The sequence below is a fragment of the Massilia sp. LjRoot122 genome (assembly GCF_964252725.1).
GTDB lineage: Bacteria > Pseudomonadota > Gammaproteobacteria > Burkholderiales > Burkholderiaceae_D > Telluria.
The window spans coordinates 2,289,272-2,309,432 of record NZ_CAXUPB020000001.1; the positions used below are offsets into that span (position 1 = coordinate 2,289,272).

At 64.7% G+C, this 20,161-nt stretch carries 25 protein-coding genes; 13 read left to right on the plus strand and 12 right to left on the minus strand.

Going from position 1 to position 20,161, the window contains the following annotated elements; all coding sequences use genetic code 11:
* Positions 1–12 precede the first annotated feature (12 nt).
* Positions 13–1,137, plus strand: a complete 1,125-nt coding sequence (locus tag ACSQ25_RS10060; RefSeq protein WP_436105554.1) for an RDD family protein — start codon at positions 13–15, stop codon at positions 1,135–1,137.
* A gap of 10 nt (positions 1,138–1,147) precedes the next feature.
* Here the strand turns inward: ACSQ25_RS10060 and ACSQ25_RS10065 are convergent, their stop codons facing one another.
* The 3 genes from ACSQ25_RS10065 to ACSQ25_RS10075 all read right to left on the minus strand — a co-directional run bounded on the left by ACSQ25_RS10065 (position 1,148) and on the right by ACSQ25_RS10075 (position 4,679).
* Positions 1,148–2,350 (minus strand): ISL3 family transposase, encoded by a 1,203-nt coding sequence (locus tag ACSQ25_RS10065; RefSeq protein ID WP_436105555.1) that lies wholly within the window; start codon positions 2,348–2,350, stop codon positions 1,148–1,150.
* Between the two features lie 140 nt (positions 2,351–2,490).
* On the minus strand, positions 2,491–3,432 hold the full coding sequence (locus ACSQ25_RS10070; protein ID WP_436105556.1) for a serine hydrolase: 942 nt from the start codon (positions 3,430–3,432) through the stop codon (positions 2,491–2,493).
* Between the two features lie 224 nt (positions 3,433–3,656).
* A complete protein-coding gene (locus ACSQ25_RS10075; RefSeq protein ID WP_436105557.1) occupies positions 3,657–4,679 on the minus strand; it encodes a sulfate ABC transporter substrate-binding protein in 1,023 nt (340 codons plus the stop codon).
* Between the two features lie 244 nt (positions 4,680–4,923).
* On the opposite strand from ACSQ25_RS10075, the gene ACSQ25_RS10080 reads away from it, so the two are divergent.
* The 8 genes from ACSQ25_RS10080 to ACSQ25_RS10115 all read left to right on the plus strand — a co-directional run bounded on the left by ACSQ25_RS10080 (position 4,924) and on the right by ACSQ25_RS10115 (position 9,787).
* Positions 4,924–5,460 carry a GNAT family N-acetyltransferase gene (locus ACSQ25_RS10080; protein WP_436105558.1) on the plus strand — a complete coding sequence of 179 codons (537 nt, stop codon included), beginning with the start codon at positions 4,924–4,926 and terminating at the stop codon, positions 5,458–5,460.
* Between the two features lie 93 nt (positions 5,461–5,553).
* Positions 5,554–6,189, plus strand: a complete 636-nt coding sequence (locus ACSQ25_RS10085) for a DUF882 domain-containing protein (RefSeq protein WP_436105559.1) — start codon at positions 5,554–5,556, stop codon at positions 6,187–6,189.
* 111 nt (positions 6,190–6,300) lie between these two features.
* A complete protein-coding gene (locus ACSQ25_RS10090) occupies positions 6,301–6,594 on the plus strand; it encodes a DUF378 domain-containing protein (protein WP_436105560.1) in 294 nt (97 codons plus the stop codon).
* A 5-nt stretch (positions 6,595–6,599) separates the two neighbouring features.
* Positions 6,600–7,061: a metallophosphoesterase family protein gene (locus tag ACSQ25_RS10095; RefSeq protein ID WP_436105561.1), complete on the plus strand. Its 462-nt coding sequence runs from the start codon at positions 6,600–6,602 to the stop codon at positions 7,059–7,061.
* 33 nt (positions 7,062–7,094) lie between these two features.
* Positions 7,095–7,787 carry a class I SAM-dependent methyltransferase gene (locus ACSQ25_RS10100; RefSeq protein WP_436105562.1) on the plus strand — a complete coding sequence of 231 codons (693 nt, stop codon included), beginning with the start codon at positions 7,095–7,097 and terminating at the stop codon, positions 7,785–7,787.
* A gap of 32 nt (positions 7,788–7,819) precedes the next feature.
* A complete protein-coding gene (locus tag ACSQ25_RS10105) occupies positions 7,820–8,224 on the plus strand; it encodes a hypothetical protein (RefSeq protein ID WP_436105563.1) in 405 nt (134 codons plus the stop codon).
* Positions 8,225–8,298: 74 nt separating this feature from the next.
* The gene (locus ACSQ25_RS10110) at positions 8,299–9,114 is read left to right on the plus strand and encodes a transporter substrate-binding domain-containing protein (protein WP_436105564.1); all 816 of its coding nucleotides are present in this window, start codon (positions 8,299–8,301) and stop codon (positions 9,112–9,114) included.
* A gap of 10 nt (positions 9,115–9,124) precedes the next feature.
* Entirely contained in the window at positions 9,125–9,787 is a 663-nt protein-coding gene (locus ACSQ25_RS10115) for an amino acid ABC transporter permease (RefSeq protein WP_436105565.1), read from the plus strand.
* Positions 9,788–9,858: 71 nt separating this feature from the next.
* Here ACSQ25_RS10115 and ACSQ25_RS10120 read toward each other — a convergent pair whose 3' ends face one another.
* The 5 genes from ACSQ25_RS10120 to ACSQ25_RS10140 all read right to left on the minus strand — a co-directional run bounded on the left by ACSQ25_RS10120 (position 9,859) and on the right by ACSQ25_RS10140 (position 13,621).
* Positions 9,859–10,068: a hypothetical protein gene (locus ACSQ25_RS10120; protein WP_436105566.1), complete on the minus strand. Its 210-nt coding sequence runs from the start codon at positions 10,066–10,068 to the stop codon at positions 9,859–9,861.
* 218 nt (positions 10,069–10,286) lie between these two features.
* Complete coding sequence (locus ACSQ25_RS10125; protein ID WP_436105567.1) at positions 10,287–10,646, minus strand: hypothetical protein; 360 nt, start codon at positions 10,644–10,646, stop codon at positions 10,287–10,289.
* Between the two features lie 123 nt (positions 10,647–10,769).
* Positions 10,770–10,940 (minus strand): hypothetical protein, encoded by a 171-nt coding sequence (locus ACSQ25_RS10130; RefSeq protein WP_436105568.1) that lies wholly within the window; start codon positions 10,938–10,940, stop codon positions 10,770–10,772.
* A 45-nt stretch (positions 10,941–10,985) separates the two neighbouring features.
* The gene (locus ACSQ25_RS10135) at positions 10,986–11,936 is read right to left on the minus strand and encodes an alpha/beta hydrolase fold domain-containing protein (RefSeq protein ID WP_436105569.1); all 951 of its coding nucleotides are present in this window, start codon (positions 11,934–11,936) and stop codon (positions 10,986–10,988) included.
* An 8-nt stretch (positions 11,937–11,944) separates the two neighbouring features.
* Entirely contained in the window at positions 11,945–13,621 is a 1,677-nt protein-coding gene (locus tag ACSQ25_RS10140; protein WP_436105570.1) for a 4Fe-4S dicluster domain-containing protein, read from the minus strand.
* 158 nt (positions 13,622–13,779) lie between these two features.
* On the opposite strand from ACSQ25_RS10140, the gene ACSQ25_RS10145 reads away from it, so the two are divergent.
* Together ACSQ25_RS10145 and ACSQ25_RS10150 are read left to right on the plus strand one after the other, a co-directional pair.
* Positions 13,780–14,556 (plus strand): SDR family oxidoreductase, encoded by a 777-nt coding sequence (locus ACSQ25_RS10145; RefSeq protein ID WP_436105571.1) that lies wholly within the window; start codon positions 13,780–13,782, stop codon positions 14,554–14,556.
* 23 nt (positions 14,557–14,579) lie between these two features.
* Positions 14,580–15,005 carry an acyl-CoA thioesterase gene (locus tag ACSQ25_RS10150; protein WP_436105572.1) on the plus strand — a complete coding sequence of 142 codons (426 nt, stop codon included), beginning with the start codon at positions 14,580–14,582 and terminating at the stop codon, positions 15,003–15,005.
* 24 nt (positions 15,006–15,029) lie between these two features.
* Here the strand turns inward: ACSQ25_RS10150 and ACSQ25_RS10155 are convergent, their stop codons facing one another.
* Positions 15,030–15,557 carry a LuxR C-terminal-related transcriptional regulator gene (locus tag ACSQ25_RS10155; protein WP_436105573.1) on the minus strand — a complete coding sequence of 176 codons (528 nt, stop codon included), beginning with the start codon at positions 15,555–15,557 and terminating at the stop codon, positions 15,030–15,032.
* A 171-nt stretch (positions 15,558–15,728) separates the two neighbouring features.
* Here ACSQ25_RS10155 and ACSQ25_RS10160 point away from each other — a divergent pair, with 171 nt between their 5' ends.
* Positions 15,729–16,427: a CoA transferase subunit A gene (locus tag ACSQ25_RS10160; RefSeq protein WP_436105574.1), complete on the plus strand. Its 699-nt coding sequence runs from the start codon at positions 15,729–15,731 to the stop codon at positions 16,425–16,427.
* Between the two features lie 30 nt (positions 16,428–16,457).
* Entirely contained in the window at positions 16,458–17,108 is a 651-nt protein-coding gene (locus ACSQ25_RS10165; protein WP_436105575.1) for a 3-oxoacid CoA-transferase subunit B, read from the plus strand.
* Between the two features lie 51 nt (positions 17,109–17,159).
* Here the strand turns inward: ACSQ25_RS10165 and ACSQ25_RS10170 are convergent, their stop codons facing one another.
* The 3 genes from ACSQ25_RS10170 to ACSQ25_RS10180 all read right to left on the minus strand — a co-directional run bounded on the left by ACSQ25_RS10170 (position 17,160) and on the right by ACSQ25_RS10180 (position 19,933).
* Complete coding sequence (locus ACSQ25_RS10170; protein ID WP_436105576.1) at positions 17,160–18,164, minus strand: S41 family peptidase; 1,005 nt, start codon at positions 18,162–18,164, stop codon at positions 17,160–17,162.
* 114 nt (positions 18,165–18,278) lie between these two features.
* Complete coding sequence (locus ACSQ25_RS10175) at positions 18,279–19,541, minus strand: M56 family metallopeptidase (RefSeq protein ID WP_436105577.1); 1,263 nt, start codon at positions 19,539–19,541, stop codon at positions 18,279–18,281.
* The gene (locus ACSQ25_RS10180) at positions 19,538–19,933 is read right to left on the minus strand and encodes a BlaI/MecI/CopY family transcriptional regulator (RefSeq protein ID WP_436105578.1); all 396 of its coding nucleotides are present in this window, start codon (positions 19,931–19,933) and stop codon (positions 19,538–19,540) included. The genes ACSQ25_RS10175 and ACSQ25_RS10180 overlap by 4 nt, the downstream gene beginning before the upstream one ends.
* Positions 19,934–20,161 lie beyond the last annotated feature (228 nt).

The following is a 20,161-nucleotide window of genomic DNA, read 5'->3' on the forward strand; positions in this document are numbered from 1 at the left end:
CCTGGCGCGAGCATGCAGCCAATCGACCAGCAAACGGACTTGTTCGGTCCCACCATGGGCAGGGTGGTGGCGCGCGCGCCGGCCGCATCCGATGTCCTGCCGGCTTTCCCGCCGGCCGGCATCTGGCCGCGCTGGTTCGCCCGCAGCTTCGACCTCTGGTGGCAGACCGCCCTCGTGGCCTTCGTGCTCGGCCAGCTGCTCTGTCTTGTCTCGCCCTTGTTCCTGCGCTGGCTCGAGACCCCGTTCGGCTGGAAACTGTTCGGCCTGGCCTGCATGCCCGGCGGCCTGCTGCTGGACGCGGCGCTGCAGGCGCTGGCCGGCAACACGCCGGGCAAGGCGCTGCTGGGCCTGCGCGTCCTCATGGCGGATGGGCGCGCGCCCCGCTTCAGCGAGCTGCTCGGGCGCAACATGGCGTTGTGGCGATCCGGCCTGGCCTGCGGCCTGCCCCTGGTCAGCCTGGTGACCATGGCGCGCCAGGGCCTGCGCCTGCGCAAGGGGCTGCAGGCCAGCTACGATGCGAACGATTTCCTGGTGTGCGCCGGCGGCAGCAGCCGCCTGGCCCGGGGCCTGTTCGGCATCGCCTTCGCCGGCCTGTTCGCCGCGATCCTGGCCCTCGATGCGGTCGACCGGCAAGACAGCCGGGAGGCCAGCGCCATGCTGGAGGCCCCGCCTTATGCCTGGACCAATCCGGCGACCGGCCGCACGGTGCGGGTCGCGCCGCAATGGCGGGTCGAGGCAAGGACCGGGCCGGACGGCGCGCCGCAGCACCTGTTCACCCAGCACAGCGGCCATGCGGCGGTGCTGTTCGCGCATGAACAGACGGGCGGGCGGGCCCTGCGCCAGGATGCGCAGGTGCTGGCGGACCGGTTGTCCGACCGTTTCGAACTGGCCGACAGCTACTTCGCGGAGTTCCGCGGGCGGCGTTCCTGGGTCGGCAGGGGCCTGGACAAGAAGGGTTTGGCGCGGGTACAGCTGCGCATCGTCGAGGTGGACGGCAAGGCCTGGCGGGTGTTGGCCATGCAATCCCCACCCGCGGCCTATACCGACGACCTGGTAGGGGAGTTGAGCGGCGCGCTGTGGGACACGGTCACGCCGGCGCCCGTGCCGGCTCCAGCGCTGGCCCGGCACGGGCAATAAAAAGGGTTCTTCACGGATTTCCGGGAAACGCGGCTTTGATCTTCAGGAAGAAGAATTCGCTATCCCGGTATCCGTAGGCCATTCGCTTCATCACCTTGATACGGTTGTTGATGCCTTCGAGCTGTCCGGTGTGCATCGGCCAGCGCAACCGTGCTGCGATGCCTCGCCAGTAAGGTTTGAGCTTGGCGGCAAACTTCCTTAGCGGCTCGATCCCGCTGTCGCGTGCCATCTTCAGCCAGTTGCGCCAGGCGAGAAGCCACTGCCATCCGCCGGATGTCTGCCAGAGTTCCTTGAGTGCCGTTTTCATCACATACACCGTCATCAAGGCTTGGTTGGCGGCCAGCAGTTCGTCCAGATTCGCCTGCTGGCTCGGCGGGACGTTTTCCCGATTACGCAGCAGAAGCCAGCGCGAGCGCTTCACGACTTTGCGCTGGGGTCGGTCGTCTCGCAGGCGATTGGCTTCGTCGACTCGCACCCGGTCGATCACCTCACGGCCGTACTTGGCGATGACGTGAAACAGGTCGTAGACCACGCGTGCCTTCGGACATTGCTGCTGCACTTCCAAATCAAACGCGGTATTCATATCCATCGCGACAGCTTCGATGTTGGCGCAGCGTTCAGGGCCTAGCCATTCAAAGAACGGACGGATGGCCTCGCGGCTGCGGCCTTCGCCGACCCACAACACACGTCGGGTGTCGGCATCAAGCACAACTGTGGCATAGCGGTGGCCTTTGAACAGCGCAAATTCGTCCATCACGAGGCGGACCGGCTGCGCCGGGGGCAAGTAAGCAAGTTGCCGCTCCAGGCGCGCGCGCTCGATCTGCCGCACCGTCCCCCAATGCAGGCTAGCGAGCTTGCACACATGGGCCACCGGAAGCTTCTCACACCACGCCCCGACAAAATCGGCCAACGCACGCGTCACCCGCGCATGGCGGTCAAGCCAGGTCACGCGTTCGGTTCTGGTGCCGCACATGCTGCACTTCAGACGGCGCAATGGCACCCGCAGCCGCACCGGCCTTCCTTGCATCGGCAACTCTCGAATGATGCGCGTAGCGACATCATGGACTTGGTAGCAATGCATCCCGCACCGGCTACAGACCATCGCCGCAGCAGGATCACGACACAGCGTGATCCAGACAGCATCTTCCTGAACATCCAATTTGGTGGCGGTAAAGCCTTCCCAGAACGGAAGGCTAAGATTATGATCCGGCATGAGAGCGGTAAGTTGAGTTGGTTGAGTTTGGTCGCACAAACACAATAACTCTTCTTTACTGCTCTCTTGCGTTTACAACAGGTTCATCCCGGAAATCCGCGATGAACCAAAAAAAGGGGCCTCGCAGCCCCTTGTCAATGTTACTTCTTGCGGCGCTTCGGCACCACTTTCACCTTGGTGCGCTTCTTGACCACCTTGAGCTTGCCCTTGCCGGCGCTCGCCTTGATACGGACGCGGCTGGAAGAAGCCTTGTAGCGCGGGACGCGCTTCGATGCCTTCGCCAGGCTGACCGGTTCGTCGCCGCTGATGAAGCGGCGGATGTTCAGGGCGTCCAGGATGCGCGCCGACGAGGCATTCGCATTCAGCAGGATCATGGTCGCGTTCTTGCCGCCGGCCTTGATGTTCATGATCAGGCAGCGGCCCGCTTCCTGGATATAGCCGGTCTTCGACAGGCCGATGTCCCAGCCCTTGGCGCCCACCAGGCGGTTGGTATTGCGGTATTCGACTTCGCGGCCGTTGATGTTGATCAGGTCCTTCGATTCCGTCGTCATGCGCGTGATCTCGGGATACTTGCTCGAGGCCGTCGCCATCTTGACCAGGTCGCCCGCGGTCGAACGATTGCGCGGCGACAGGCCGGTCGGTTCCTCGATCACGGTCTGGGTCATGCCGAGTGCTGCGATCTTCTGGCGCACCGCGGCCTTGAAAGCTGCAGTGCCGCCTGGGTAGGTGCGCGCCAGCGCATGGGCGGCGCGGTTGTCCGAGGACATCAGGGCCAGTTGCAGCACGTCGCGGCGCGAGATCAGGGCGCCGACCGGCACCCGCGAGCTGCTGTGCTTGAAGGTATCGACGTCACTGCGGTCGATCTCGATCAACTCGTCCAGGTCCAGCCTGGCGTCGAGCACGACCATCGCGGTCATCAGCTTGGTGAGCGATGCGATCGGCGCGACACGGTCGGCATTCTTTTCCAGCAAAATCTTGCCGGTGTCATCTTCTACCACGAGCACCGATTGCGAGCCGAAGGGCACCGCGAATGCGGCAACCGAAAACGACATCAATGCGGCAGCGAACAATTTTTTTAGCATTGTCGGGTTCAGGATCAAGTGTGGCGTTGAGCGGAAAGCGCGGAGCGCGCAGTCAACGATCTAGCTGTAGGGCAACTACATGGGGTGGAAGATAGCATCAAGCCTGATGCATGTCTATGGCGCACAGGCAAAAACAGGCTTGTGAACCGGAATTTTTGTGCAGAATAACGACTCTCTTGCTAGAACGAACAAGCCCTGCGCGAGGCAGGGCTTGTTGGGGACGCTTATTTTGACTGGTAAATCTTGTCGAATTCGCCGCCATCGTTGAAGTGGACCTGCTGGGCTTTGCGCCAGCCGCCGAACAGCTCATCCACGGTGAACAGCTGGATCGGCTTGTAGTTGGCCGCATACTTCTTCATCACCGCATCCGAGCGCACGCGCAGATAGTGCTTGGCGCCGATTTCCTGGCCCGCAGGCGAGTACAGGAAGTTCAGGTAGGCGGTGGCTTCCTTGCGCTGATTGCGCTTGTCGACCACCTTGTCGACCACGGCCACCGGCGACTCGGCCAGGATCGACACGCTCGGATAGACCACTTCGAAGTTGTCGCCGAACTCGGCGCGCACCATGCTGACTTCGTTTTCGAAGGTCACCAGCACGTCGCCGATCTGGCGCTGGGTGAAGGTGGTGGTGGCGGCGCGGCCGCCGGCGTCCAGGATCGGGACGTTCTTGAAGATGCGGCCGACCAGGTCGCGCGCCTGCGCTTCATTGCCGCCTTTCTTCTTCAGCGCCGCGCCCCAGGCCGCCAGGTAGGTATAGCGGCCGTTGCCGGCGGTCTTCGGGTTCGGGATGATCACCTGCACGCCCGGACGCGCCAGGTCGTCCCAGTCGCGGATCTTCTTCGGGTTACCTTTGCGCACCAGGTAGACCATGGTCGAGTAGTAGGGGGCGGCATTGTTCGGGAATTTCTTTGCCCAGTCCTTTGCCACCAAGCCACGGTCGGCCAGCATGTCGATGTCGTTGGCCTGGTTCATGGTCACGACCGAGGCTTCCAGGCCGTCGGCGACGGCGCGCGCCTGCTTGCTCGAACCGCCGTGCGACTGCTTGATGCTGACGGTCTGGCCGGTCTGTTGTTTGTAGGCGGCGATGAAGGCCGGGTTGATGTCCTTGTACAGCTCGCGTGCGACGTCGTAGGAAACGTTCAGCAGTTCGCTGGTGGCGGCGCCGGCCGACAGCGGCAGGGCGGCGCCCAGCGACAGGGCCAGGATCAGGCGGCGCAGCGGGGAGGTCAGGCTCAAGGTCAGGCTCATATGCGGGCTCTCTTTTCGGAATCTTGTGGTGACAGGGTGCATCATCCCCAAGTTGACCGAAATACGGAACAATAGTTTTGTCATATGCTTAGTACTGCAGAGCAGAGGCCTTGCGCGGCGTCGCACGAGTCCGATGCCGGCAGCAAGGTCGGGGGCTTTCGGTGTATAGTCGTGCCCAGCCATTGCGCCACCCGGCGCGGCCTGACCGTTTCTTTTTTGCATAGTGATGTTTGAGTGATGTTTGATGTCCACGCGTTTTGACATTCGCAAGGCGGTATCCGGTGATGCTTCCGCCGCCTGCGCGCTGCTGCGCCGCTCGATCGAAATCGGCTGCAAGGCCGACCACCAGGACCGGCCCGCCGTGCTGGACGCCTGGCTCGGCAACAAAACCACCGCCAATGTCGCCACCTGGTTTTCTTCGCCCAGCAACCATGCGCTGGTCGCCGAGTGCGGCGGCGAGCTGCTGGGATTGTGCCTGCTGACCCAGGCCGGCAAGCTCGCGTTGTGCTATGTGGCGCCGGAAGCCCTGGGCAGCGGCGTCGGCCGCGCCCTGATCGCGGCAGCCGAAGCGCAGGCGCGCGCCTGGAGCATCACCAAGCTGCACTTGCACAGTCCGCCAAGCGCAAGCGCCTTCTTCGAGCGCCAGGGCTATGTCAATGCCGGCAAGGACAAGTCCTGCTGGGGCCTCGAGTGCGACCTGCTGTGGAAGCCGCTCGACGCCGCCGGCGACACCGGCCCGGGCGCAGCTGCCCGCAAGCGTTTCTGCAACTGCAGCGGCTGAGCGCCTCTCAAGCAACAGTCTTGACGAACTCTTCTTTTGTCCGGGAGAGGCTTGCGCTATAGTAAGCGCCCCGATTGGCTGAGTTCGCTTGTTATGGTTTCACGTAGAGATTTCCTGCAACAAAGTACCCGGCTGTGCGCCCTGGGCGTCGCCGGCCTTCCCCTGATCGCCCCGGCGCACGCGGCGCCCCAGAGCACCGACCTGGAACCCCCGCCCGACCTGTTCGACGCCCAGTTGCTCGACCTCGACTTCTGGGTCAAGCCGCGCACGCTGTCTCTGGTGCGTCCGCAGAGCGGCGAACGCGCCAAGGTCTTGTACTGGAAGGATGGCGAGGTCATCGATTCCGCCTACCAGGAGCTGTGCCACATCCTGCGCGACGTCAACGGCCGCGCGTCGGCGCCGATCGACCCCAAGCTGTTCGAAGTGCTGTGGGGCACCCAGGCCTTCATTGCCCGCTACGGCATGACCCAGCCGCTCGAGATCCTGTCCGGCTACCGCACCGAAGCCTCGAACAAGCGCCTGGTCGAAGAGGGCGTGCCGGCCGCGCGCAAGTCGCTGCACATGGTCGGCAAGGCGGCGGACATCCGCATCGCCAGCCTGAGCGAGGAAGTGCTCGGCGGACTGATCCGCAGCTTCCGCCAGGGCGGCGTCGGCTATTACTACCGCTCCGGCCCGAAAGGCGGCTGGATCCATGCGGACACGGGACTGAACCGTACCTGGAAGGGCTGATCCTGCACCGGTACGCGTGCGTGCAGGCCGTCAAACTTCCGCTAATATGAGTTGTCAAGGTCAGGGCGGGCCGCTCTGGCCGATCCCATGCTTTTTGAAAAGGAGGCAGTGATGGCAACGATGAACACTCCCACGATGGACCGCAGGACGATGGGCGAACGGCGCACCTCCGCCCACGCCCATCAACGTTCCGCCATGTCGGCGCTCGACTACCTGGCGATGGCCCTCTTGATCATTGGCGGCCTGAACTGGGCGATGGTCGGCCTGTTCGACGTCGACATGGTCGCCACCATCTTTGGTCCGGGCAGCCCGGCAACCCGCATCGTGTACGTGGTGGTGGGCCTGGCGGCGCTGTACTCGATCTACACCACGGCCAAGATGGCCGGCAGCAAGCGCTCGGCCTGAGCGCAATGCGGGTCGGGCTGATCTCCGACACGCACGGGTTGCTGCGCCCGCAGGCCTTGGACTTCCTGCGGGGCAGCGACCACATCATCCACGCCGGCGACATCACCGGTCCCGAGATCCTGCCGCCGCTTGCGGCGATTGCACCGCTGACTGTCGTGCGTGGGAACAATGATCGCGGCGAATGGGCCAGCGCCATTCCCGAGACCGCTATCCTGCGGGTCGGGCCCGTCGCCATCTACGTCATCCACGACCTGAAGGAACTGCCGATCGATCCGGCGCGCGAAGGCATGCGCGTGGTGGTGGCCGGGCATTCGCACAAGCCCGCATGCCAGGAACGCGATGGCGTGTTCTACGTGAACCCCGGCAGTGCCGGACGGCGGCGCTTCAGCCTGCCGATCTCGGTAGGCGAGCTGCTGGTGGACGGCGGGCAGGTGCAGGTACGCCTGGTGACGCTCGATGTGCAGTGAATGGGCGATAATGCCGCAAACCGAGGAGCCAGCATGTCTACCCATACCGACGCATCCATCATCGATTCATGGTCGCGCAATACCGATCCCTGGACCGCCGCCGTGCGGGGAGGGGAGATCGAGTCGCGCACGCTGGTCACCAACGCCGCCATCGTGGAGGCGGTGCGGGCGCGCAAGCCGCGTTCCGGCGTCGATCTCGGCTGCGGCGAAGGCTGGCTGGTGCGGGCCCTGCCGGAGGTGAGGATGCTGGGCGTCGATGCGAGTGCCGGCCTGGTGGAGCAGGCGAAGGCGGCCGGCGGCGGCGAGTTCCGCCAGCTGAGTTACGAAGAGATCGCGGCCGGGCGGCTGCAACTGGCGGTCGACGTCGCCGTCTGCAATTTTTCGCTGATCGGCGACGAAGCGGTACGCGGCCTGTTCCGCGCCGCGCCGGGCTACCTGCGCCCGGGTGGGCAGTTGATCGTGCAGACCGTCCATCCCCTCATGGCTTGCGGCGACGCACCCTACGTCGACGGCTGGCGCGACGGCAGCTGGGCCGGCTTCAGCAGCGCGTTTTCCGATCCTGCGCCTTGGTACTTCCGCACGATGTCGAGCTGGCTGGCCCTGTTCGAGGAGCACGGCCTGCGCGTGCTGGAGATGCGCGAACCGCTGCACCCGCGCACGGGCAAGCCGGTCTCCCTGATCCTGGCCGGACAAGTTGCCTTACGCAACACCTCGTCATTCCCGTAAGATGCGGGCTTGTTCCGTAATCACCGCACCACATGAATCTCCCACCCGAATCGCCACCGCCACGCTTCCGTCCCCGTCCCTGGACCGTGCTGGAAACCCCGCAGGACGTCGAACTCTGGATCGACGAGCATAACCGCGCGCTGCAGGAACTGGTCAAGCCGACCGAGACCGGCGTCGGCATCTGCTTCACGCTGGCCGAGGGCGGCAATGTCTACATGCAGACCACCGGCGATGCCGTGATCCTCGACGTCGAGCCCGAAGCCGACTGGATCGCGCCGCTGATCATTGCCGCCACCGGCGCCGAGCCGCCGCGCGGCCAGGTCTGGGTGCTGCCCGACGACCGCCTGGTGCAGCTGATCCTCGGCCTGTCGACCCTGGTCCTGAGCACGACCCTGGTCACCGGCCATCCGTTCGGATCGCGCGCGCGCCGTTATTGAGCTTGCGCGGCCCCCGGCCTTCCCGCCGCTGCCGCTTTCGGTTATAACGTCAGCTCTACCTGGGAGACGAATTGATGGGCAAGCAGTCGAACACCGCGGCACGCCGCAGCATTCTTGGCCTGAGCTTGGCAGTCGCCGCATCGCTGGCAGTGTTTTCCCCGGCCCAGGCCGCCGACCTGCTCATCGAAGCGAAGGCGCGCGGCACCCTGCGCGTCGCGATGGAAGGCACCTACCCACCCTTCAACTTCAAGGACCCGAAGACCGGGCAGCTGTCCGGCTACGACGTCGAGGTTGCGCGCCTGGTCGCGGGCAAGCTGGGCGTGAAGCCCGAATTCGTCACCACCGAATGGGCCGCGATCCTCGCCGGCCTGGCCGCCGGCAAGTACGACGTGATCGTCAGCCAGGTCGGCATCACGGCCCGGCGCGAGCAGGCCTTCGATTTCTCGCGCCCCTATACCTATTCGAGCCCGCAGCTCATCGTGCGCAAGAACGACCGCGCGAACTACACCAGCCTGGCCGACCTGAAGGGCCGGAAGGTCGGCGTGGGGCAGGGCAGCGTGTTCGAGCAACAGGTCAAGGCGGTGCCGGGCATCGAGGTCAAGAGCTACCCGGCGGCGCCCGAGAACCTGCAGGACCTGGCCTTCGGCCGCATCGACGCGGCCCTCAACGACAGCCTGATGGTGTCCTACCTGCTGAAACATTCGCAGCTGCCGATCAAGGCCGGCGCGCGCGTCGGCGCGATCGAGCGCACCGGCATCCCTTTCCGCAAGGGCAATCCGCAGTTCAAGGCCGCGGTCGACAAGATCCTCGCGGATGCCACGGCCGACGGCACGCTGAAGGCGATGTCGCTCAAGTGGTTCGGCACCGACGCCAGCCGTCCGGCGCAGTAAGGGCGGCCGCGTGGAGTTGATCGCGCTGCTGCGCGAAGCGGCGCCGACCCTCCTGACCGGGGCCGGCTACACCATCCTGTTCGCGCTTGCCTCGATGATCGGCGGGCTGGCGATCGGCGTGCCGGTGGCCCTGATGCGCATTTCGCCCTGGGCCGTGGTGCGCCTGCCGGCCAGCCTGTACGTCAGCCTGATGCGCGGCACGCCGCTGCTGGTGCAGATCTTCGTCATCTACTACGGCCTGCCCAGTGTCGGAATCGAATTCGCGCCGGTGACGGCGGGCATACTGGCGCTGTCGCTGAATGCCGGCGCTTACCTGTCCGAAAGCCTGCGCGGCGCAATCCGCGCCGTCAGCGAAGGGCAGTGGCGCGCCAGTTTCAGCCTCGGCCTCGGCTATTGGCAGACCTTGCACCACATCATCATGCCGCAGGCGCTGCGCATCGCGGTGCCTTCGATGAGCAATACGCTCATCAGCCTGATCAAGGACACCTCGCTGGTATCAGTGATCACCGTGACCGAGCTGATGCTCGCGACCAAGGAAGTGATCGCGGTGAGCTTCCAGCCCTTGCCGCTGTACATCGCGGCGGCCGCCATCTACTGGTGCCTGAGCCTGTTCTTCGAAGCGCTCCAGCGCCGCGCCGAGCGGCGCCTGAACCGGGCCCACGCCAACCGCTGATCCATCAATGGCAACGCGCACCGCACAGGCGATGAGCCCGTGCGGTGCGCGTCGATGTCGAACCGGATGCTTCAGCGGTTCGCGCGCTGGGTGTCGGCGTTGCCGCCCTGGCGCTGGTCCTGCTGTCCCGATTGCTGATTACCCTGTTGCTGCGTTTGCTGCGAGCCCGTTCCCTGGTTGCCGGATTGCTGCTTGCCTGCTCCCTGGTCCTCCTGTCCCAGCGTGCTGACAACATCCTTGTTTGGGTCGGCGGCCTTGGGGTCGGGGCGTGTACCCTTCATGTCGTTTCCTGCCATAGTCAGCTCCTTGCTCCAATCTCTGATGTCTCCATCATAGTCCTGCACGGAGAGGGAACAATCGGAATCGGTGCAGTCTCTGCGTAGGACTTGACGCAGGCAGCCGGCAAGAACATCGGGGCCTGCCCATGTGAAAGCACCGTGACAGGCAAGGGGCCCGTCACGGTGCGGCAGTGCTTCAGGAAGAATGATCCGACAGGACTTCAGCGCTTACCGCCTTGCTTGTCGCTGCTGTTGTCCTGGCTCCATGCCTGCGATGCGTCCTTGGCCGATTCGCCCTGGCGGCTGCCCAGGTCATCCAGCGCAGGCGTGCCGCCGGATGCGTGCTGGCCGCCGGACTGCTGGCTGCCTTGCTGTTGCTGGCCGGATTGCTGACTGCCTTGCTGGCGTTGACCCGACTGTTGGCTGCCTTGTTGCTGGCCGGACTGTTGGCTGCCTTGCTGCTGGCCTGACTGCTGGCCACCCTGGCGTCCCGATTGCAGGTTGCCCGAACTCACGTTCAGATCATCCATGTCGTTGTCGTGACGCGGACCTTTGACACCATGTCCTTTGTTTTCACCCATGCCAGTCTCCTATGTGAGTGTGTAGAAGTCCATCATAGTCTTCTGAGCAGGAGGGACAATCGGAATTGGGGAGGCGGCGCCGTAGGACGGGCCGTACAAAGTCAGCAGTAAAAGTGAGGGGCGCTAGCGCCGCTCCTTCTGCTGATTTTCCTGTTCGCCGGTCTGCTTGTTGCCGGGCTGTTCCCGGCTGTGCTCCAGCCGCTCGCGCTGCCGGTTGACGTCCAGGTCCTCCAGTTGCTGCTCGCTCAGGCTTTCGCCGGGGGGATTGCCCGGGGGATTTTTACTCTCAGCCATGATGGTCTCCTCGTGCCGTAGGGCGGAGGAGATATCATAGGCTTTTCAGGGCTGTGCCGGCGCCACGCCCAGGCCGCGCAGGAAGGCGTGGGCCGCCTCGTAGGCGCCGACGTGCTGCTCGGCCGTGAATCCGCCGTGGCCGCCGCCCTTGATGGTATGCAGCACGTTCTTCACGCCGGCCTTGTCGAGCGCCGCCTTGAGCCGCAGGCCGTGCGCGTAGGGCACCAGCGGATCGGCGTCTCCGTGGATCGTGAACACGGCCGGACCGCCGGCGCGCACGTGGCTCAGCGGCGAGACCGTACGGGCGAGCGCCAGCCGGTCCGGGTCGCGCATGCTGCCGAACCAGGCCACCGCATACGAGCGCACGTTCGGGCCCTGCAGCATGTCGGCCACGTCGGTGATGCCATACCAGTTGATCACCGCGGCCACCTTCGGCGCCACGTTCTGGTACGGCCCGCTCCAGCTGGGCTCGTTGGCTGCGCACTGGTGGGTGAGCGGTGAATCCGACGGGATCATCGCGGTCGCCAGCGCCAGGTGGCCGCCGGCCGAATCGCCGGTGGTGACGACTTTCGACAGGTCGAAGTTGTATTTCTTTGCATTCCGGCCGATCCACTGCAGCGCGCACAGCGTGTCCTCGACCGCCGCCGGCGCAGGCGCCACCTTGGCCAGCCGGTAGCTGACGTTCACAAAGGCGAAGCCCATTTCCATGAAGGGCATGGCGGACAGCGCCGCACCCTCGCGCCGGCCCGCGACCCAGCCGCCGCCGTGGAAGTACATCACCACGGGCAGCGGCTGGTCGCTCTTCTTCGTCGGCAGGTAGACGTCGAGCTTGAGCTCCTGGCCGCTGGCCGTCAGGTACGTTACGTTCGGGTCGATCCACCAGCCGTGGTCGAGCAGGGCGGCGCTGCGCACGCCGCCGTCGGCGGCCTGCGCCGCCGGGATGGCGAGCGCGCAGGCGAAGATCGCGGCGCCCAGCCGCGCGAAGTGCGTTCGCATGGCTGCCCTTACATGTTCGGGTAGTTCGGGCCGCCGCCGCCTTCGGGCGTCACCCACACGATGTTCTGGGTCGGATCCTTGATGTCGCAGGTCTTGCAGTGCACGCAGTTCTGCGCGTTGATCTGCAGGCGGTCCTTGCCTTCGTCGGTCTTCACGAACTCGTAGACGCCGGCCGGGCAGTAGCGCTGTTCCGGACCCGCGTACTTGGCCAGGTTGACGTCCACCGGGATGCCCGGGTTCTTGAGGGTCAGGTGCACCGGCTGGTCTTCGCTGTGGTTGGTGTTCGAGATGAACACCGAGGACAGGCGGTCGAAGGTCAGCTTGCCGTCCGGCTTCGGATAGGCGATCGGCTGGAACTGCGAGGCGGGTTTGAGGCACTCGTGGTCGGCGTGCTTGTGGCGCAGGGTCCACGGCGCCTTGCCGCGGAAGACCATCTGGTCGATGCCGGTCATGATGGTGCCGAGGTACAGGCCCTTCGACATCCAGGGCTTGAAGTTGCGCGCGACGTGCAGTTCCTCGTGCAGCCAGGACTTCTCGAAAGCGGCCGGGTAGGACGCCAGTTCGTCGTGCTGGCGGCCTTCGCCCAGCGCCGCGAAGGCGCTCTCCGCGGCCAGCATGCCGGTCTTGATCGCGGCATGGCTGCCCTTGATGCGGCTGGTGTTCAGGAAGCCGGCATCGCAGCCGATCAGGGCGCCGCCCGGGAACACGGTCTTCGGCAGGGATTGCAGACCCCCTGCGGTGATGGCGCGCGCGCCGTAGGAGATGCGCTTGCCGCCTTCGAAGAAGTGGCGGATCGCCGGGTGCGTCTTGTAGCGCTGGAATTCCTCGTAGGGCGACAGGTAGGGGTTCTGGTAGGCCAGGCCCACCACGAAGCCGACCGCCACCTGGTTGTTCTCCAGGTGGTACAGGAAGGAGCCGCCGTAGGTGCTGTTATCCAGCGGCCAGCCGGCGGTGTGGATCACCAGGCCGGGCTTGTGCTTGGCTGGATCGATTTCCCACAGTTCCTTGATGCCGATGCCGTAGGTCTGCGGGTCCTTGCCCTTGTTCAGGTCGTACTTGGCCATCAGCTGCTTGCCGAGGTGGCCGCGCGAGCCTTCCGCGAACAGCGTGTACTTGGCGTGCAGCTCCATGCCGAGCTGGAAGTCCGAACCCGGCTCGCCGTCGCGCTTGACGCCCATGTTGCCGGTGGCGACACCCTTGACCGAGCCGTCCTCGTTGTACAGCACTTCGGCCGCCGGGAAGCCCGGGAAGATCTCGACGCCCAGCGCTTCGGCCTGCTGGCCCAGCCAGCGCGTGACGTTGGCCAGCGAGATCACGTAGTTGCCGTGGTTGGTCAGCATCTTCGGGACCATGAAGTTCGGCGTGCGGATCGCCTTCGTCTCGGTGAGGAACAGCACCTGGTCTTCGGTGACCGCGGTATTCAGCGGCGCGCCTTTTTCCTTCCAGTCAGGGATCAGCTCGTTCAAGGCGATCGGGTCCATGACCGCGCCGGACAGGATGTGGGCGCCCAGCTCGCCGCCTTTTTCGAGCACGCAGACCGACACCTCCCGACCCTGCTCGGCCGCCAGCTGCTTCAGGCGGATCGCGGCCGACAGGCCGGCAGGGCCGCCGCCGACGATGACCACGTCGTACTCCATGGCTTCACGCGGGCCGTATTGTTCGAGGATGTTGGTTGGCTCAGTCATATGATTATTTTAATAGGAGATGGAAAATTTAAGCACGAGTGTGCGCTTTTTTGCTGCCGTTTGCAACGTTGGCCGCCATTTTACGGAGATTATTAGATGCGGCAATCTAATACTGATGATTTGTGTAATATGGTGGCTTCGCTAACGGGGGAGCCAACGTGGGCATCGAAGTCAATTACGAAGGAAAAATCGCCATGGTCACCGGCGCCTCGAGCGGCCTCGGTGCACGGTTCGCGAAGGCGCTGGCCGGGGCCGGGGCGCAGGTGGTACTGGCCTCGCGCCGGGTCGAGCGGCTCAAGGAGCTGCGCGCCGAGATCGAGGCCGACGGCGGCGCCGCCCACGTGGTGCGCCTGGACGTGACCGACCTGGGCAGCATCAAGTCGGCCATCGCCCACGCCGAGACCGAGGCCGGGCCGATCGACATCCTGGTGAACAACTCGGGCGTGTCGAGCACCCAGCGCCTGCTGGACGTGACCGAAGACGACTACAACTACATCATGGACACCAACCTGCGCGGCGCCTTCTTCGTGGCCCAGCAGACCGCCAAGCGCATGATCCAGCGCGCCAAGGGCGACCCGCGCAAGCAGCACCGCATCGTCAACATCGCCTCGGTGGCCGGCCTGCGCGTGCTGCCGCAGATCGGCGTGTACTGCATGAGCAAGGCCGGCGTGGTGCAGATGACCAAGGCCATGGCGGTGGAGTGGGGCAGGTATGGCATCAACGTGAATGCCATCTGCCCCGGCTACATCAGCACCGAAATGAACGAGGACTATTTCGACACCGAGCAGGGGCGCAAGCTGATCGACATGCTGCCGCGCAAGCGTGCCGGCAAACCGGAAGACCTCGACGGGCTCCTGCTGCTGCTGGCAGCGGATGAAGCCCATTTCATCAATGGCGCCATCATCACGGCCGACGACGGCATGACGGCGCAGTAATCGTTTTACTGAGTCAGGAAGCAATGAGCAGCAAGCAGTTTGTACACACCATGCGCATGCCCATCCGTTGGGGCGACATGGATGCGATGGGCCACGTCAACAACACCGTCTATTTCCGCTACATCGAATCGGCCCGTATCGCCTGGCTCGAGCAGGCCGGCGCACTGGCCGACCCGGCCTTGCCAGGTGAGGGCCCGGTCGTCGTCAATGCCTATTGCAGCTTCCTCAAGCAGCTGACCTATCCGGGCGAGATCGAAGTCATGACCTTTGTCAGCCCGCCGGGGCGCTCGAGCATCGAAGTCACCCACGAGATCCGCCTGGTCGGCGCGGACGGGCAGGCCGGCGCGCTGCACGCCGAAGGCGGCGCCAAGGTGGTATGGATCGATTTCAGGGCCGAGAAATCCCGGCCGTTGCCGGAGCGCCTGCGGGCCTTGCTGCCGGCCGAATGAGCGCGGCGCCTGAGCGCCTGAGCTTCAGCGCGCTCCGACCAGCTTGTGCACCAGCTCCGATGAAGTCGATGCCGCGAACTTGCGCATCAGGCTGGCCCGGTGCATCTCCACCGTGCGCGGACTGAGGTCGGTATCGCGCGCGATCATCTTGCTGGTCTTGCCCTCGACCAGCAGGGCGGCGATCTCGCGTTCGCGCGGGGTCAGCTCGGCCGACACCGGCCGCTTCTCGCTGACGTCCTCGAAGGTCCATACCCCCGCGCCGAGCGGCTCGGCCGGATCCAGCGCGCGCCCGGTCACGTGGCACCAGAACAGTTCACCGTCGGCGCGGCGCATGATGCGCTCGTCCGAGTAGCGTCCCTTGGCGTTCATGATCGGCACGATGCGGTCGCCGGTGCGCAGGAACTCGTCCATGGTCGGGTAGAGTACGCTGAAGGACTGTCCGTGAAGCTTGCCCCCGTCATAGCGGAACATCGTCGCGAGTGCGTGGTTGCAGGACTGGATGACGCGGTTCATCGACACGCACATTCCCACCGGCGCATGCTGGAATATCATCTCGTAATCGATGGCGCAGGGGGGATTCACTTGACTTGGATCGACTGCTCGGTTCATGGACGGGGCGGGCCGTAGTTCTACGGTATTGTTATTCGGTACAGCGTATTTTATGCTGAGACTCTACTCTGTAGTACAGAAGAGCTTATCGCTTAACCTATAAAAGGGACGGGTATGAACAAAGTGTATCCTGATGCGAAGTCGGCGCTAGCCGGCATCGTTGCAGACGGCCAGACCATTGCCGTGGGCGGCTTCGGCCTGTGCGGCATTCCGGAGGCGCTGATCGCGGCGCTGCGCGATTCCGGCGTCAAGAACCTGACCGCCATTTCGAACAATGCGGGCGTGGACGGCTTCGGCCTGGGCCAGCTGCTGGAAACCCGCCAGATCAAGAAGATGATCTCGTCCTACGTCGGCGAAAACAAGGAATTCGCACGCCAGTTCCTGGCCGGCGAACTCGAACTCGAATTCACCCCGCAGGGCACGCTGGCCGAGAAGCTGCGCGCCGGCGGCGCCGGCATCCCGGCCTTCTACACCAAGACCGGCTACGGCACCATCGTTGCCGACGGCAAGGAAACCCGCGAATTCGACGGCGAGCACTACGTGATGGAACGTGCGCTGCTGCCGGACGTCTCCCTGGTCAAGGCATGGAAGGCCGACAAGGCCGGCAACCTCCTGTACCGCAAGACCGCGCGCAACTTCAACCCGAACGTCGCCACCGCCGGCAAGATCTGCATCGTGGAAGTCGAAGAGCTGGTCGAGATCGGCGAAATCGATCCGGACCAGGTGCACACCCCGAGCATCTTCGTGCACCGCATCGTCCACAACCCGACGCCGGAAAAGCGCATCGAACAGCGCACCGTGCGCGCGAACTAACGCGCTTTTTGCGAACACTGGAGACAGAACATGGCTTGGACTCGTGATGAAATGGCCGCGCGCGCGGCGAAGGAACTGCAGGACGGTTTCTATGTGAACCTGGGCATCGGCCTGCCGACCCTGGTGGCGAACTACGTCCCGCAGGATATCGAGGTCTTCCTGCAGTCGGAAAACGGCCTGCTGGGCATCGGCCCCTTCCCGACGGAAGCGCAAGTCGACGCCGACCTGATCAACGCCGGCAAGCAGACCGTGACGGCACTGCCGGGCGCTGCCTACTTCAGCTCGGCCGATTCCTTCGGCATGATCCGCGGCGGCAAGATCAACCTGGCGATCCTGGGCGCGATGCAGGTGTCCGAGCGCGGCGACCTGGCCAACTGGATGATCCCGGGCAAGATGGTCAAGGGCATGGGCGGCGCGATGGACCTGGTGGCCGGCGTCAAGCGCGTGGTCGTCGTGATGGAACACGTCGCCACCGCCAAGGACGGCTCGACCTCGCACAAGATCCTCAAGAAATGCGACCTGCCGCTGACCGGCGTGGGCGTGGTGGATCGCATCATCACCGACCTGGGTGTCCTGGATGTTACCGACACCGGCCTCAAGCTGGTGGAGCTGGCGCCGGGCGTCAGCAAGGATGAGGTGCTGAGCGCGACCGGCTGCGAGCTGGACGTTTCGGCGGTGTAAAAAACACCGCGGTGGCTACATCGAGGCCCGCAGGATCCCTGCGGGCTTTGTTCATTCCAGGGCGGCGAGGCGCTTGCGCAAGTGCTGCGCATGTCCCTCGTCCGAAGGAGACTTCAGCAGCTCCGTCAGGGCCAGGCGTTCGGCCGTGCGCAGCGCATCCTCCGCCTTGACCTTCACGTCCGGCACCACGCCGGTGCCCTCCCAGTTGGTCTTGCTGATCGGATTGATTGCGCGACCCCCAGGGATGAATACCCCCAGATGCGGGTGAATGCGGTGCACGCCGCCCGGATGGGCGCCGCCGCCGGTAGTCTCGCCCACGATGAGGCCGCGGCGCAGCTGTTGCAGGTTGTAGCTGAATTCCTCGGCGCCGGAGAAGGTATCCTTGCTGGTCAGGACGTAGACTTTCTTGCTGCCTCCAAACTTCTTGCCCGGCACATCTTCTTCGGTCCAGAACGCGTCCGTGCGGCCACCATCGCGCCAATACATGTTGTTCAGGTGCGTGCGCTTGTCGAACAGGTAGCTGGACAAGAAGGCGACGGTATGGGGATCGCCACCGCCGTTGTGGCGCAGGTCGACGATGAGCGCGTCGGTGTCCGCGACCAGGTTCATCAGCGCACCGAGAACGGGCTTGGCGATCTGGGCCGGCGGAAAGCTGCGCAGGTCGATGTAGCCGATATTGCCGGGCAGGGTTTCCACCTTGCGGATGTCGTAGTTGCGCGACTTCAGGAAGTTGGCGAACATGCGTTCCTGCTCGGGCGTCGGTCCGCGACCGCCGAGATCGGCAGGGAGGGGCTTGGCGTGGTAGCGCACGCCCAGGTGCTTGTCCCCGGTCGGCTGGCGCAGGTCCTCGGTCAGCATGGCCGCGAAGGCATCGAGATCCTTGGCGCCGCGGTAGGCACCGCTTTGCTCGCGTGCGTTCAGCCGTTCGACGACCAGCTTTGCCTTGTCCGGGAACACGTAAATGTCCTTGACTTTGGCGCCGAGTTCGGCGATGACCGCCTTGCGGGTGGCGTCGTCGACCTCCGCCTTGGCATCGCATGCGAGGGCAGCGAGCATCACAGGTACAAACAATATCGTGCGAATCGTATTCATGTGGTCGTGTCGAGAGAGGTACATCGTTGGAGAGCAGCGGACGGGCGTCCCCGTCCGCCGGTGATCGGATGCCGGCGCTTACTCGAGCGTCCAGACGTACTGGACGGCGGTCCAGGCCTCGACCGGTTGGCCCTTGGTGGTGGCCGGCTTGAACGTGCACTTGGCCAGCGCCGTGCGGGCCGATTCGTCGAGCGGACGGTGGCCTGACGATTTCGTGATCTTCGTGTCCTTCACGCTGCCATCCGTCGCCACCAGGAAGCCGAGGGTGACGGTCCCGGTATGCTTCTGCGCGAGGGATTCGGCCGGGTAGTGGGGGCGCTCGCAGCTGTTGAAGTTCGCGACGGCAGCCCGGTCCGGCTCTGCCGACTTTGCGGCGGGCGCCGCATGAGCGAACACCGCAGCGCTCATTGCCGCCAGTCCCAGTACGGGAATGGCTGCCTTCCAGTTCAACGCTTGCGTATCGGGACGAACCAATCGTTTGATGCGTGACATAAGATCTCCTCCGTTGGCCGCCTGGGCCAGGTGGTGGGTGGAAAACTGGAGTTTCTCCAGCTCTGAAAGGGCCAGGGCCAGGCGCCGCGGTTCGCCCAGTTGCCTTGCCGCGAAATCGTCGGCGATCTGTTCCCGTTCGACGCGGATGCGTCCCGAGATCCACCAGACCGCCGGGTGGTAGAAGAACAGGGTCTCGACCAGGTTCTGGCCGAGGTTGACCAGGTAGTCGTGGCGCTTGATGTGGGCCAGTTCGTGGGCCAGCAGCGCTTCCAGCAGGTGCGCCGGCATGCCCGACACCAGCGCGGCCGGCACCAGCACGACGGGGCGCCACCAGCCGGCCGTGACCGGACTGCCGAGGCTTTCCACGATGCGCAGGCGCACGGCGCGGTCGATGCCGAACTGCGCCGCCATGCGCTCGACACGCGCCTGCCAGGCCGGGTCGATACCTTCCTGCGCCGCGGCGCGGCCGATCCAGACCAGGCCGGCCACCATCCGCAGGCTCATCGCGAGGGCGCATACGGCCCAGGTGCCGACGATCCAGCTCAGCTGGTCGGCGAGCAGGGCGGCCCAGCCCTGGTCGACCGGGGAAGCGGCCACCAGCCCGGCGGCGAACAGCACCAGCGCATCGCCGCCGGTCCCGCTGCCGCCGAGCAGGCGCAGCGCGAGTTCGGTGGCGGGCCAGGCCAGGCAGAGGAGCAGGCCGCTGCAGGCGACCAGGTAGCGCGACTCCGGCCGCGCGTTGCGCAGTACGGTCAGCAGCACGGCGGTGGCGCAGCCGATCAGCGCGCCCTGCCACAGGAAGTGGACCAGGGTCCAGCCGATGCTGGCGACGAGGTCGGCGGCGCTCATTGCTTGTCCTCCGACTTGTCTTCACGGAGCAACTGCTCGATCTCGTCGCGTTCCTTCTTCGAGATGCCGCTCTTGAGCGCGGCCAGCACCAGCGCCTTGGCAGAACCGGCGAAGGCACGCTGCATCAGGTCTTTCAGCAGATTGGTCTCGACCGAATCCTGGGCGTGCGCGGGGGTGTAGACGTGCGAACGTTCGCTCTCGTCGCGCACCAGCAGGCCCTTGCCATGCATGATCTGCATGAGGCGCAACACGGTGGCATAGGTGACCTCGGGCTTGGTCTTCTGCATTTCCTGGTGCACCTGCTTGGCGGTGCCGGAAGCCATCGGCCACAGCACCTGCAGCAATTCGAGTTCGGCCGGGGTCGGCTTGGGAGTATCGGGTTTGCGTGGCATGAGCGTCCTCATCAGTGTTGGCAGTTCTAGAATAGTCTGTCTAGACACTGGTGTCTACAGTTTTCTACCACGTGAACGCACGATATTTGCCACGGCTGAGACGCTCGGCTCTGGCTGTAAATGCTAATCGCGCGACAATTCACATGCCATCTAAGGGTAATAGTATTGCTAGAGCTTAGCAAGATAATTGCGCGATTTGCAATGCGATACGCATAGCGCTGCCAAAAA

Coding starts and splice junctions, on each gene's coding strand:
- ACSQ25_RS10060 (WP_436105554.1), top strand. CDS start 13: ATGCAGCCAATCGACCAGCAAACGGACTTGTTCGGTCCCACCATGGGC.
- ACSQ25_RS10065 (WP_436105555.1), bottom strand. CDS start 2,350: ATGCCGGATCATAATCTTAGCCTTCCGTTCTGGGAAGGCTTTACCGCC.
- ACSQ25_RS10070 (WP_436105556.1), bottom strand. CDS start 3,432: ATGCTAAAAAAATTGTTCGCTGCCGCATTGATGTCGTTTTCGGTTGCC.
- ACSQ25_RS10075 (WP_436105557.1), bottom strand. CDS start 4,679: ATGAGCCTGACCTTGAGCCTGACCTCCCCGCTGCGCCGCCTGATCCTG.
- ACSQ25_RS10080 (WP_436105558.1), top strand. CDS start 4,924: ATGTCCACGCGTTTTGACATTCGCAAGGCGGTATCCGGTGATGCTTCC.
- ACSQ25_RS10085 (WP_436105559.1), top strand. CDS start 5,554: ATGGTTTCACGTAGAGATTTCCTGCAACAAAGTACCCGGCTGTGCGCC.
- ACSQ25_RS10090 (WP_436105560.1), top strand. CDS start 6,301: ATGGCAACGATGAACACTCCCACGATGGACCGCAGGACGATGGGCGAA.
- ACSQ25_RS10095 (WP_436105561.1), top strand. CDS start 6,600: ATGCGGGTCGGGCTGATCTCCGACACGCACGGGTTGCTGCGCCCGCAG.
- ACSQ25_RS10100 (WP_436105562.1), top strand. CDS start 7,095: ATGTCTACCCATACCGACGCATCCATCATCGATTCATGGTCGCGCAAT.
- ACSQ25_RS10105 (WP_436105563.1), top strand. CDS start 7,820: ATGAATCTCCCACCCGAATCGCCACCGCCACGCTTCCGTCCCCGTCCC.
- ACSQ25_RS10110 (WP_436105564.1), top strand. CDS start 8,299: ATGGGCAAGCAGTCGAACACCGCGGCACGCCGCAGCATTCTTGGCCTG.
- ACSQ25_RS10120 (WP_436105566.1), bottom strand. CDS start 10,068: ATGAAGGGTACACGCCCCGACCCCAAGGCCGCCGACCCAAACAAGGAT.
- ACSQ25_RS10125 (WP_436105567.1), bottom strand. CDS start 10,646: ATGGGTGAAAACAAAGGACATGGTGTCAAAGGTCCGCGTCACGACAAC.
- ACSQ25_RS10130 (WP_436105568.1), bottom strand. CDS start 10,940: ATGGCTGAGAGTAAAAATCCCCCGGGCAATCCCCCCGGCGAAAGCCTG.
- ACSQ25_RS10135 (WP_436105569.1), bottom strand. CDS start 11,936: ATGCGAACGCACTTCGCGCGGCTGGGCGCCGCGATCTTCGCCTGCGCG.
- ACSQ25_RS10140 (WP_436105570.1), bottom strand. CDS start 13,621: ATGACTGAGCCAACCAACATCCTCGAACAATACGGCCCGCGTGAAGCC.
- ACSQ25_RS10150 (WP_436105572.1), top strand. CDS start 14,580: ATGAGCAGCAAGCAGTTTGTACACACCATGCGCATGCCCATCCGTTGG.
- ACSQ25_RS10155 (WP_436105573.1), bottom strand. CDS start 15,557: ATGATATTCCAGCATGCGCCGGTGGGAATGTGCGTGTCGATGAACCGC.
- ACSQ25_RS10160 (WP_436105574.1), top strand. CDS start 15,729: ATGAACAAAGTGTATCCTGATGCGAAGTCGGCGCTAGCCGGCATCGTT.
- ACSQ25_RS10165 (WP_436105575.1), top strand. CDS start 16,458: ATGGCTTGGACTCGTGATGAAATGGCCGCGCGCGCGGCGAAGGAACTG.
- ACSQ25_RS10170 (WP_436105576.1), bottom strand. CDS start 18,164: ATGCTCGCTGCCCTCGCATGCGATGCCAAGGCGGAGGTCGACGACGCC.
- ACSQ25_RS10175 (WP_436105577.1), bottom strand. CDS start 19,541: ATGAGCGCCGCCGACCTCGTCGCCAGCATCGGCTGGACCCTGGTCCAC.
- ACSQ25_RS10180 (WP_436105578.1), bottom strand. CDS start 19,933: ATGCCACGCAAACCCGATACTCCCAAGCCGACCCCGGCCGAACTCGAA.